At 40.4% G+C, this 11,606-nt stretch carries 10 protein-coding genes and 2 pseudogenes; 2 read left to right on the top strand and 10 right to left on the bottom strand.

All coding sequences use genetic code 11. The annotated features are described in order from the left end of the window. From Q4A91_RS05925 to Q4A91_RS05900, 6 genes are all read right to left on the bottom strand, one after another. The coding region (locus tag Q4A91_RS05925; RefSeq protein WP_303210366.1) for a dimethyladenosine transferase at window positions 1-567 on the bottom strand (567 nt) is incomplete at its 3' end. Window positions 568-724: 157 nt separating this feature from the next. Further along, window positions 725-1,021 (bottom strand): hypothetical protein, encoded by a 297-nt coding sequence (locus Q4A91_RS05920; RefSeq protein ID WP_084917513.1) that lies wholly within the window; start codon window positions 1,019-1,021, stop codon window positions 725-727. 7 nt (window positions 1,022-1,028) lie between these two features. Beyond that, entirely contained in the window at window positions 1,029-2,420 is a 1,392-nt protein-coding gene (locus Q4A91_RS05915) for an SseB family protein (RefSeq protein ID WP_303210338.1), read from the bottom strand. 234 nt (window positions 2,421-2,654) lie between these two features. Continuing rightward, complete coding sequence (locus tag Q4A91_RS05910) at window positions 2,655-3,527, bottom strand: SDR family NAD(P)-dependent oxidoreductase (protein ID WP_303210365.1); 873 nt, start codon at window positions 3,525-3,527, stop codon at window positions 2,655-2,657. Then, a complete protein-coding gene (gene rnmV / locus Q4A91_RS05905) occupies window positions 3,520-4,083 on the bottom strand; it encodes a ribonuclease M5 (RefSeq protein WP_303210337.1) in 564 nt (187 codons plus the stop codon). The genes Q4A91_RS05910 and rnmV overlap by 8 nt, the downstream gene beginning before the upstream one ends. Further along, window positions 4,083-4,856: a TatD family hydrolase gene (locus Q4A91_RS05900; protein WP_303210363.1), complete on the bottom strand. Its 774-nt coding sequence runs from the start codon at window positions 4,854-4,856 to the stop codon at window positions 4,083-4,085. Before Q4A91_RS05900 ends, rnmV begins: the two co-directional genes overlap by 1 nt. A 151-nt stretch (window positions 4,857-5,007) precedes the next feature. On the opposite strand from Q4A91_RS05900, the gene Q4A91_RS05895 reads away from it, so the two are divergent. Beyond that, the gene (locus tag Q4A91_RS05895; protein ID WP_303210336.1) at window positions 5,008-6,852 is read left to right on the top strand and encodes an APC family permease; all 1,845 of its coding nucleotides are present in this window, start codon (window positions 5,008-5,010) and stop codon (window positions 6,850-6,852) included. Window positions 6,853-7,034: 182 nt separating this feature from the next. On the opposite strand, the gene rpmH is transcribed toward Q4A91_RS05895, so the two are convergent. From rpmH to Q4A91_RS05880, 3 genes and pseudogenes are all read right to left on the bottom strand, one after another. Then, the gene (gene rpmH, locus Q4A91_RS05890) at window positions 7,035-7,169 is read right to left on the bottom strand and encodes a 50S ribosomal protein L34 (RefSeq protein WP_000831905.1); all 135 of its coding nucleotides are present in this window, start codon (window positions 7,167-7,169) and stop codon (window positions 7,035-7,037) included. A gap of 144 nt (window positions 7,170-7,313) precedes the next feature. After that, window positions 7,314-8,528 (bottom strand): pyridoxal phosphate-dependent aminotransferase, encoded by a 1,215-nt coding sequence (locus Q4A91_RS05885; protein ID WP_303209762.1) that lies wholly within the window; start codon window positions 8,526-8,528, stop codon window positions 7,314-7,316. Between the two features lie 144 nt (window positions 8,529-8,672). Next, window positions 8,673-8,972, bottom strand: a pseudogene (locus tag Q4A91_RS05880) (hypothetical protein). 167 nt (window positions 8,973-9,139) lie between these two features. On the opposite strand from Q4A91_RS05880, the gene Q4A91_RS05875 reads away from it, so the two are divergent. Beyond that, window positions 9,140-9,592, top strand: a complete 453-nt coding sequence (locus Q4A91_RS05875; protein WP_303209761.1) for a universal stress protein — start codon at window positions 9,140-9,142, stop codon at window positions 9,590-9,592. A 121-nt stretch (window positions 9,593-9,713) separates the two neighbouring features. On the opposite strand, the pseudogene Q4A91_RS05870 reads toward Q4A91_RS05875, so the two are convergent. Continuing rightward, window positions 9,714-11,555 (bottom strand): annotated as a pseudogene (locus Q4A91_RS05870) (CAP domain-containing protein); the annotation flags it as partial. Between the last annotated feature and the right edge of the window lie 51 nt (window positions 11,556-11,606).

Here is an 11,606-nt window from a genome sequence, read left to right as displayed (position 1 = left end):
CTGATTATCTTCTTGGTCTTGTTCTTGATTATCTTTTGGGCCTTGCATTTTCTTCAACTCATTTTGGTATGCAACCGAGTCTAGAATATTATCTTCTGGCAATAATTTTGAGGCATAATAATCAGGAAATCCCATAGCAGACCAAATTACGTTCTTTTCTGTTAAAGAAAAATCCAATTCTTGGGGTTGATTTTCCTGAATGGCTCGGATATTTTTTATAAGCTTGCGCGAAGCTGTAGTCAATCCATCCATATCAGCAACTTCTAAAATATCAAACCCTAGCATATCACCTGCTTTGACATTTGCAAGAATATAGCGAACAAAATCATCATATAGTTGCAAGGTCTGAGGAGCGTTCTGTTCTAAAAAGGAGCGATTTTGGGTGGCCTTTTTCTGGAATTTCTCAATAGGAAGTAAGATATTAAATTTTTTCCATAGAATATTAGGCATTCGCACATCTTTTTCATCCCAAAATAATTGCCAAAAATAAGGAATGGTGTAAACTCCCTCCGTTAAAACACGTACATCTTTCCCGTTTTTTAAATAAATATAGCTTCTATTTGCCATATCGTTTCCTTTCACCATTTTTATGAAGGCTTTACCTTCCGTCAAAGTCACTCCAAACAGGGCCAACTGTTTAGATCGCCTCTTGTGACCAAAAAGTCGATGCATATTGTTCTAATTTTCATTCATTATCTTTTAAGAAAATCATTTATTCTCTTTTCTAATAGGAACGGCGATATATCCAAACAAATTCATTTCCTCTAGAAGTCTGATGAATCAGGTCTTTTAAATAGATATTGGGATTCGTCAGTTCTTTTGTTTCTGTATGATAGCTTGTTATTGTCTGCCCACCATGTCGGAGAAGCCACTCTGTATCCAATCTAGGCAAATATCTGTCCTTTTGAAGAAAATCACAAAATTCCTCTACTGTCATGTCCTCAGGAACTTCAAGTTCTACCTTGTGAGGCAGAACATCATCCCCCATACAGATAGACTCTCTATCAACGATTATTTTCATCTCTTGATCAACCTTTAGCTCTTCCTTCTAGTTCCTCACTGAACTGTTGCATTTCTTTAAACGCTTTGTCACTGACATAAACACCCGCTTTATAATACTCAGTCTGGTTAATGGCATAGTCAAAGATTTCAATCATGCCTCCAGCGTTTTCAATCATAGCGCTCCAATTTTCATCGAAAACCATTCGCAAACGTTTCCAATCAGTAAACACTGAAACCGAATTTCGTCCATTTTTTCCTTCTCTAGTTGGAAGATTAAATGTAGCGGATTCTTCTAAAACATGAGCATTACTTTCCTGACTAGGTTCAGGAAATCCTGATGATGCATTTATAGGAAGAAGGAATTTGGCTTTTGGCATTGCCATTGAAAAGAACTTATAATAGAGTTTATAAATTAATTCTTCCTCTTCTGTAGTCGGTCTATCCATCTGTCCCATCAAAAGCATCCATCTCACAATATCAGGGTTCATAACAGGAACTTGTATCTCTGGCAAGCCTGAAAAATCTGGTTTTTGAACTAAAATAGAAGAACTTATACTAACTTCTTTGGTATTAAAGAATGCTCCTAAACCACCATTCAAGTAAAAGGCTGTTCCAAGAAAATTCTCAATTCCTTTTTTATCTTCCGTATTTTCAATCCGTTTTACCACTTTGAATTGGTTTTCAATTGTTTCCTTATACTGATGATACCAACGAGGGGTAAATAGCATAATCATCGGGTCAGTGCATAGATAGCCTTCGTCACCTCTATCATATGTAGTTGAGAAAAGATAAGGTTCCCCAGTATTTTCTGAATAAACTGCATAAATCGAATCTGCTTCTAGCAACTTACCCTTGACAATTTCTGCTAGACGCTCTGACTTACGAGTATTTTCTTGATTGCTCTCTTCACTTTTTGGTTTTTGACGGCAATCCCATAAAAAAGCCTGTAAAATTTCGATACTATCATCAAGACTAAGATTCTGATAGTCCTCATCGCTTACTTTACCTTCTTGAATAGTCACAAAAGCTCGATAGAGAGCATAAGCATAGCTAGATAAACGCCTTTTTTCATCTACACCAGGACTATAGAGCACACTTCCCTTTTTTAACTTAGCTAGAGAGGGAAGCATATCGATCTCTAGATAAACTAACTCCTCATCTCTAAGAGATTCCACATCTTTGTTTTGGCAAGTAAGTTTTTTTACAACTACAGTTTCAAGAGTATCCATACCTTGATCGGGATTGCAAAACTGAAGACGATCACCAACTGTCAAACTCCCTTCCAAAGTCGCAGCAATCAGTAATTCCCTCTTTTCTTTCATTGGGAAGAAACCCAAAACTCCTAGACAAGCATCTCCTTTGGTTTCTTCTGTTGTCTTCTGTGCTTCTGTCTTTTTAAAAAAATTAAAAATTCCCATTGCTTTTCCTCATTAATTTCACCCAAGTGCTGATTTTATCAATTATCTTTTTTTATCAGGCATGGTATTGAGCATAGTTGAAGCATATGCTATTACCTCTATTGTAACACATTCCCTTTGTATTTTTGGGCTATCTGGTTATTGTTATCACTTTTCAGGACTCTCCAAACAGATTTCGATATCTAAATTTCTTTCCACTATTGAAGTAAGCATAAAATTTATTTTTCTAATTCTTTATAGATTGTCTCTTGAAAAGGTCAGTTGTTCAAGTAAGGAATAGAGTTTTGCTTGCTCCTCTTCTTCGTAAGCAGATCTATTTGCTTTTACTTCCCTGCATTTCTCGTCATACAGAAAACCGTCATGGCTATCTTCTGTAGATAAGGCTGTGTAGACTTTGGCCATTTCTTCAGGACTAATCGAAAATCTTGACTTGATTTTATACAAATTTTTCATAAAAGTGCTGAAGTGATCATAGCGGCGCATATCAACTTTGACATTGGTCACACGGATTGCCTGAATTTTGATACCTTTCCAATGTTTCCGCATATAAAGCGATAGCATCAACAAGGCCAGTTTATTCTGATAATAGGTCTTGGCAGGACTATAATGTTTTTGACCAGCTAAATTTTCAAAATCAAGCTTCATGAAGGGATAAAGCATCAGCCCTTGAGAAGAAATATTAATAATTCGGCCATTCTCAGATTTTTCCAACAAACCTTTCAACAAGGTAGAAAGTAAAAAGGGAGCAACCACATTGGTCGCAAATTGCTTTTCTAATCCCTCCCTAGTCAGGATGGGCTTTTTGACTGACAAATCAAAGTCAGCTGCATTGTTCATTAAAACATCTAAAGTCTCTTCCTTTTGGATATACTGTTCTACCGCTTTCTTGATACTTTTCATCTCAGATAAATCAACCAAGATATAATTTACATTCGGATTTCCTGTTTGTTGGCGGATTTTCTCACAGGCTTGCTCAGCCGCTTCTTTCCGTCTACAAAAGAGAGTCACTGACCACCCCTTTTCAGCCAACTGTTTAGCAGACTGGTAGCCAATACCACTATTGCCACCCGTAATAATCACTTTTTCATTTCTGACTCCGTTAGTCAGAATACTTAGCCATCACTTCTTCCACTTCTGCCAAGGTTACGCCAAACAACTCTAAACGCTTGAGGAGTTGCTTGCCGTTGGAATAGCCGATGCGGAGCTGTTCGCCTAGATACTCTCGGCGTCTACGACTGTCTGCTCCCGCTAGAAAACCTAGGCGAATCAAGTCACCACGACTGATGTTAAACTCGTTCTCGCTTTCAAATTGCTCTGTCACCTGAGTCAGCGCTGTTTTTAGATCTTCATAGCTGGCGTGTTCAATTCCCAGAGAACGTCCCTTGGACTTAGATTTGGGAACAGCCTCATCTCGCTTGAGAAAGGCATGCTGCACCGTTGGAATGGCCGTCATAATCATGCGACGAATCCGCTCCCCATTAAAATCTGGATCTGTAAAGACAATGACTCCATGCAGTTCATGCAGGCGACGAATCCGCTCTATATCCTGGTCATTAACGGCAGAACCTCGTGTTTCATAGGTCTCTACATCAAAGTAACGTTTGAGATTGGCCGTATCATCGCGACCTTCAACCACGATGACTTGGGAAATTTTTTCTTTCATCACTTGCTGTCCAATCCAAAGATACGCTCTGCATTTGCGGTCGTTACTGCGGCTAACTCCTCAGTCGTCATCCCACGCAAGTCGGCGATAAAGTCCACCACATAGCGTGTGTAGGCTGTTTTATTTTCACGGCCACGTTTAGGAACAGGAGCTAGGTAAGGGGCATCTGTCTCAACGAGGATTTTATCCAAAGGAAGTTCCCTAGCAGCCTCTTGGATATCTGTCGCTTTCTTAAAGGTCACCACTCCTGAAAAAGAAATGGTCATACCAAGCTCGACAAACTTCTCAGCCCACTCCAAAGAGCCTGAAAATGAATGCATAATCCCACCACGAGGACCAACGCCCTCACTCTTGATAATCTCATAAGTATCTTCTAGCGCATCACGGGTATGGACCACAAAAGGCAAATTCAAATCCTTAGACAACTGAATCTGACGACGAAAAACCTGTTCCTGCACTTCCTTAGGTGCTGTCATCCAATGGTAGTCCAGACCAATCTCACCTAAAGCAACAACCTTGGGATGTTTTAGTTTTTCAAGCAAGTAAGCTTCGACCTCATCTGTGTAAGTGCCTGCTTCCGTCGGATGCCAGCCAATAGTTGCGTAGAGTTGCTCATACTCACCTGCTAACTCTAGGGCTCGTTCAATGGTCGGTTTATCAAAACCAACAATATTCATCTGTGTCACACCCATCTCAGCAGCCAAGGCAATTTCTTCTGCCTCACGTCCTGCAAATTCTTCTACATTTAAATGTATGTGCGTATCAAAAATCATCTTTTCTAACCTCATTTTCTTCCATCTATTATACCAAAAATAGCATCCCCCGGCTTGTAAAAATATTCTAATACCGATCATTCTCCCTTGACTGCATTTTTTCAAAGCAGTATAATAACACTTATTGAAATTTTCATCAAAGGAAAAGAAAATGTTTAGAAAATTAAAATATACCTTTATCGGCCGACCACTCAAGTCCCTCACAGATGGTGAAGGGGGATTACTTGGAAAAATGCAGGCACTTGCAATGTTATCCAGTGATGCCCTGTCTTCTATTGCCTATGGACCTGAACAAGTCATTCTCGTTCTAGTTAGCCTCTCTCCTCTCGCTATTTGGTGGAGCCTCCCTATCGGTATTTTTGTCCTCTTACTCCTCGCTAGTTTGACCATTTCCTATCGTCAAATTATTCACGCCTATCCTCAAGGTGGTGGGGCTTATATGGTCACTCGGGAAAATCTCTCCCCTGAACTAGGCTTGATTACAGGGGGCAGCCTCCTTGTTGACTATATGCTGACAGTAGCCGTATCCGTTGCGTCTGGAGCTGATGCTATTACTGCAGCCATCCCTGCCCTCCATCCCTATAATCTTCATATCTCTATTTTCCTAGTCTGTCTGCTCATGCTCTTGAATTTAAGAGGATTGAAAGAATCTGCCAGCTCTCTGATGATTCCCGTCTACCTCTTTATCTTCAGTACCGTCTTTCTCTTGCTTTATGGGTTCTTTCAACTATTTACAGGTTCCCTAAACTATCAGGCGACTTCAACCATTGGACAAACTGTTCCGAGCCTTTCCATCGTTCTCCTATTGAGAGCCTTTACCAGTGGCTCTGCCTCTCTGACAGGGGTTGAGGCTATTTCAAATGCGGTACCATTTTTCAAAACTCCGAAAGAAAAGAATGCTGCTCAGACCTTGACCATCATGTCCCTCATTTTAGGATTTCTTTTTGCAGGCATTACCTTCCTAAACTACTGGATGGGCATCACTCCTCAAAATGGAGAAACCATCCTCTCGCAAATGGCCAAGGGCATTCTTGGTGATTCATTCTTTGGTCATGCTAGCTACTATCTCTTCCAGTTCTCAACAGCCTTGATTCTAGCTGTAGCTGCAAATACTGGCTTTTCAGCCTTCCCTATGCTGGCATACAATATGGCTAAAAACAAGTACATGCCCCATCTCTTTATGGAAAAAGGGGATCGCCTTGGCTACTCCAACGGTATCTTAACTCTGGCTTTTGGAGCTATGATCCTTCTTCTCATTTTTAATGGGAATACTGAACGCTTGATTCCTCTTTATACTATCGGGGTCTTCGTTCCCTTTGCCCTTTCTCAGACTGGGATGATTCGCCATTGGAAAAAGGAAAAAGGAGCAAACTTCTTAAAACCTGCCTTTGCTAATATCCTTGGGGCCATCATTTGTTATGCTATCGTTCTCATTTTACTCCTCTTCAGACTGGGTGATATCTGGCCATTCTTCCCAATTATCCTAGTTTTAACTTTCCTCTTTTTGTCCATTCACAGCCATTACCAAAAAGTGGCAAAACAACTGCGACTCTACGAAGGAATTGAAAAGCGCACTTATGACGGCAATCTTGTCCTTGTTCTAGTAGGAAATGTCACTCGAGTAAGTGTCGGAGCCATTAACTACGCTCAAAGTATCGGTGACGAAGTGTTAGCCATGCACATTTCTACTAAAGAAACGGCCGAAAAAGACCAAGAAATTCTTCAGGAATTTGCCGATTACTTCCCAAATATCACTCTGAAGAATATCAATACCAGCTACCGCGACATCATCACCCCTAGCGTTAAGTATGTCAAACGAATCGCCCAAGAAGCTAAGCAAAAAAACTACACCGTTACAGTTCTTGTCCCACAGTTTATCCCTAACAAGCCTTGGCAAAATATCCTGCACAATCAAATGAGCCTTAAACTAAAATACGCTCTCAGATGGCACGAAGACGTCGTTGTCGCTAGCTACTCTTATCACTTAAAAGAATAAACAAAAATTCAAAATCAGTAACTTATATCTGGTTTTGAGTTTTTTGTATGTGACCTTTTAAATGAGCCCTCCATGAGTTTCATCTGAAATGACCGATTTCGTGGACAATGCACCCCTTTAAGATAAAAAGAAAAGCCAGTAGACTCGAGTTCCTACTGACTTCTTTGTTGAATTCGTTTGGATTATGCAGCCAAAACTTTGCGTCCTTTACGACGACGAGCTGCCAATACGCGACGACCGTTTTTAGTTGACATACGGTTACGGAATCCGTGTTTGCGCGCACGACGAAGTTTACTTGGTTGATAAGTACGTTTCACGATGAATACCTCCTCATAGATTTTGTATTCGTTTAGCCGGCTATAAAGTGATCAGTTACTAAACATACTTTACTATTCTATCTGATTCTTACCTATTTGTCAATAGCTCTAAGGAAATGTTTCCTGCTTTTCCCTATGAAAGCCTTATCTACGATACTGACTCAAGAAACGTGTCATCTTTTCTTGGATTTCCGCTAATTCGTCCACACGAGGAAGGTAAACGATACGGAAATGGTCTGGTTCCTTCCAGTTAAAACCACGACCATGAACCAAGAGAACCTTCTCTTGCTTCAAGAAATTGAGAACGAACTGTTCATCATCATCAATGCGGTACATATTGCGGTCGATTTTAGGGAAGATATAAAGACCTGCCTTCGGCTTGACCGCAGACAAACCTGGGATATCTTGAATAGCATTGTAAATGAAGTTTCTTTGCTCATAGATCCGTCCACCAGGAAGGAGCAATTCATCCACTGACTGGTGCCCACCTAGTGAAGTTTGTACGACTTGCTGGGCCAAAACGTTAGAGCAAAGACGCATATTGGATAGCATATTGAGCCCTTCGATATAGCCCTTGACATGGTGCTTAGGACCAGACAAGACCATCCATCCTACACGAAAACCAGCGATACGGTGAGATTTTGACAGACCATTCATGCTGACACAGAAGACATCTGGTGCCAAGCTCGCCACAGGCGTATGCACATGTCCATCCATTACCATGCGGTCGTAGATTTCGTCCGCAAAGATGATCAAATCGTTTTGACGGGCAATCTCAATAATCTCCAACAAGAGTTCCTTAGGATAAAGGGCTCCAGTTGGGTTGTTCGGATTGATAAGGACGATTGCCTTGGTATTGGAAGTAATTTTTGACTTAATATCATCAATATCTGGGTACCACTCTGCAGCTTCATCACAGATATAGTGAACGGCATTTCCCCCAGCTAGGCTGACCGCGGCTGTCCAGAGAGGATAGTCTGGCATAGGCACCAAGACCTCATCGCCATTATCCAAAAGCCCTTGCATGGATATAACAATCAGCTCACTGACACCATTTCCGAGGTAGATATCATCAATGTTCACATTGGGAAATTTCTTCAGTTGGCAATACTGCATGATGGCCTTGCGGGCTGAGAAAATCCCTTTGGAGTCAGAATATCCCTCACTATCACGCGCATTCATAATCAAGTCATGAATGACCTCATCTGGCGCTGTAAAGCCAAATTCTGCTGGATTCCCTGTATTCAGACGTAAAATCTTTTCTCCGTTTGCTCGCATCCGCATAGCTTCTTCCAAAACAGGACCACGGATATCATAGGCAACATGCTCTAACTTACTAGACTTGTTATATTCTTTCATCTTGTTTCCTCAATTCATAGAGATAGTAACATTATACCACTAGAAAGGGATTGCGACAAGTTTCCTGAAATGAGCAAGCAAAGAAAAAAACTCACAACGACTAGGTTCTCATCGTCTAAACAACTAGAATACAGAAGTATTTTCTCACATACCAAAAGACAAACCTAGAAAGATCAGCGCTATAAAATAATCATACAAAAGATTAAACATGAGAAAGAGCCCTCACGTGACCAAATAGTCCAAGTGACCACTTCTCTTTGCAATCACAAATAAAATGATGTGGTAGACCAAGTGAAAGAGAAGAAATCCAATAAAACCTGGATAGAGAACGGGCATGACTCTTTCCAGCTGCCAAAGCATCACTACTTCACCTACAAGTGACGCAAGGATAATTCCATGATAAAGAAAACTTATTTTTTTAGAAACTTGAACAGACCCTTTCATACTTTCTCATCTCCTTTACTGTGTTTCCTACTAGCTCGTTTTCTTTTATTTTAACATATCTCCACAAAATCGAATCTCCGATAATATTTATTTAAATATGATTTTTACTTTACTTCTTTAGTGAAAAGGGTTACAATAACAGTAAGAAAATTTCAGGAGGTTTCATTATGGCACAACGTTACCAAAATGTTATGGTCGCAATTGATGGTTCGAAAGAAGCAGACTTGGCTTTCGTCAAAGGTGTTTACACTGCTCTACGCAACGAATCTAAGCTCACCATTGCCCATGTTATCGACACACGCGCTCTTCAAAGCGTGTCTACCTTTGATGCTGAAGTTTACGAAGAACTCCAAGTCGATGCTGAAAGTCTGATGAAGGAGTACGAAAAGCGCGCAAGAGATGCTGGTGTGACCGATATTCACATCGTCATCGAAATGGGAAATCCAAAAACCCTCCTTGCCCGTACTATTCCAGACGCAGAAAATGTCGACCTGATTCTCGTTGGTGCAACAGGGCTCAATGCCTTTGAACGCCTCTTGGTTGGCTCTTCATCTGAGTACATTCTCCGCCATGCAAAAGTCGATTTGCTGGTCGTGAGAGAAAGTGAAAAAACATCGTAATCATTAAAAAAGGGAGCCTTGAGCTCCTTTTTGTTTGTCCTGATTGGGTCACAAAAAGGCTTTAAACAATTGTTTAAAGCCTCTATCTTATTTAGAAAGTAGTCAATCTCAAAAGATTGAATTATTTGTAACTGTATGCCCAGTAGTATACACCGTTTCCATCAACTACTGCTGCTACAGCTCCTTCAGTTACATTCAGATCGAGAAGCAAGCTTCTCAAACCACTGTTTGCCCATTTCTTAACGACAACAGCAGCATCTTCATCACGACGCCCTACAAAGCCTGTGCTATCGTATTGACGTGAAATTTCATTTACTTTCGGAAGTGCTTGATTTTGATAAATGTCTTCAGACCAAGTCAATTCTTTCAATCCTTGAGCTTTACGAGTCTCATTGATTTTAGCGAAAGCTTCTTTCGCTTTTGAAACATAGTCATAGTTTGTATCATTTGTTGCTTCAACACGGTAAACAAACTTCACATAACCAAATTCTACATCACTGTATTTCTTGTCTTCGACACCACTCTTGAGATTTGCAATCAAGACATAGTCCTTAGCGTATGGGTTTTCTTTAGTCTTCTCAAAAATTTCTGGATTTTCGATTTCCCACTCAACTTTAGCATCCCAACCAGAGTTATCAAGGAACTGAGGATTCATTTTTTCGATGACATAGTTTTTGAACTCTTCAACATTCTTAAATGGCAATGCTTGACCTGCTTTAGCAGTCGTTACCAAGTTAGTTGAGTAAAGTTTCACGCTTGAGTTCTTGTCACTGTACATGTACTCGTCATCAGCAGTGTTTTCGTGAAGTTTTGGATCACGAGCTGGATCGTTTGGATCAGTCATCCCTTGAAGTTTCCATTTTCCTCCAAGCCACTTCCAGTATGCTGAGTAACCTGTACGCTCTGAGTTAGATGGTACATAGTAGTAATGTATACTACCGTCGAAGTAGTAGTTTTTATCATTCTTGAGGACTGCATAACCTGGTTTATCTGGTGGGTAAACCAATTTTGGAGTTTGTCCATTTGGTGCCCAAGCCAAGTGTTCCAATCCTTCAGCTGGTTTTTCAACATAATCAGGGATTTGGTTTTCATTTGGTTCATCAGTCGTTACCAAACCTGGTGGTGTTGGGATAGCTGGAGTTGCTGGTGTTTCTGTTTTTGGTTCTGCTGGCGTTTCTGTTGATGGCTTGAATGGATCAAATTCACTATCAGCACCATTAATTGGTGGGTTTTCTGGTAGGTCAACACTTGGAGTTGCTGGTTGTGCTGGTTGTGGCTCAGCTGGTGTTGTTGGCTCTTCAGGTTTATCACTAGGAGCTGGTGTTGAAGTCTCTGGTTCTGCTTGTGTTGGAGCAGGAACTTCAGGTTGACTTGGTTGTACTGGTGTTGTATCAGCAGAATCTTTCACCAATATCCACTTACCATTTTGGTAGTAGTAATAATCACCATTGTCCAATACATAGTAATGGTACCCATTTTCGTAACGATAGTGAGGATCGTTTTCCAAGTTGTTAGTAGATGAGTTGTTATTACTATTGTTTGTCAAAGGTTTCCACTGATCGTTACGATAAATACGGTAGCTACCATCGTTCATACGGTAATAGTGATTGCCATTCCAGTAAATATAGTTTTCATCGCTAGCAAGGTTATTGTAATTATTCCAATAGTTATAACCATAGTAGTTGCTACTGTTGCCATAGCCATAGTAGTTATTCCAATTATTGTAACCGTAGTTGTAACTTGGGTAATAGCTACCATATCCATAGTTATAGCTTGGGTAGTAGCTATTGTAGCCATAGTTATAGCTTGGGTAATAACTGTTGTAGCCATAACTTCTTACAGTATAGTTTGATGTGCGGCTACGATTTGCAGTAGTACGGTTAGAAGTACGATTGCTTGAACGGCGGCTAGTTCTTGTATAGTAACTATTATTTCCATTCCAATTGTAAGCAGCGTGAGCTTTGAATAGGTTACACTAAACTAGACAGAAATTATAAAGTGTTCTACACTAACA

Source organism: Streptococcus sp., assembly GCF_030528045.1.
In the GTDB taxonomy this organism is placed as follows: Bacteria; Bacillota; Bacilli; order Lactobacillales; family Streptococcaceae; genus Streptococcus.
This window is presented reverse-complemented; position numbering and strand designations above follow the sequence as displayed.

Excerpts from the sequence above, each read along its gene's own strand:
- Q4A91_RS05875 (WP_303209761.1), top strand. The coding sequence starts at position 9,140 with ATGGCACAACGTTACCAAAATGTTATGGTCGCAATTGATGGTTCGAAA.
- Q4A91_RS05895 (WP_303210336.1), top strand. The coding sequence starts at position 5,008 with ATGTTTAGAAAATTAAAATATACCTTTATCGGCCGACCACTCAAGTCC.
- rnmV (WP_303210337.1), bottom strand. The coding sequence starts at position 4,083 with ATGAAAGAAAAAATTTCCCAAGTCATCGTGGTTGAAGGTCGCGATGAT.
- Q4A91_RS05915 (WP_303210338.1), bottom strand. The coding sequence starts at position 2,420 with ATGGGAATTTTTAATTTTTTTAAAAAGACAGAAGCACAGAAGACAACA.
- Q4A91_RS05885 (WP_303209762.1), bottom strand. The coding sequence starts at position 8,528 with ATGAAAGAATATAACAAGTCTAGTAAGTTAGAGCATGTTGCCTATGAT.
- Q4A91_RS05900 (WP_303210363.1), bottom strand. The coding sequence starts at position 4,856 with ATGATTTTTGATACGCACATACATTTAAATGTAGAAGAATTTGCAGGA.
- Q4A91_RS05920 (WP_084917513.1), bottom strand. The coding sequence starts at position 1,021 with ATGAAAATAATCGTTGATAGAGAGTCTATCTGTATGGGGGATGATGTT.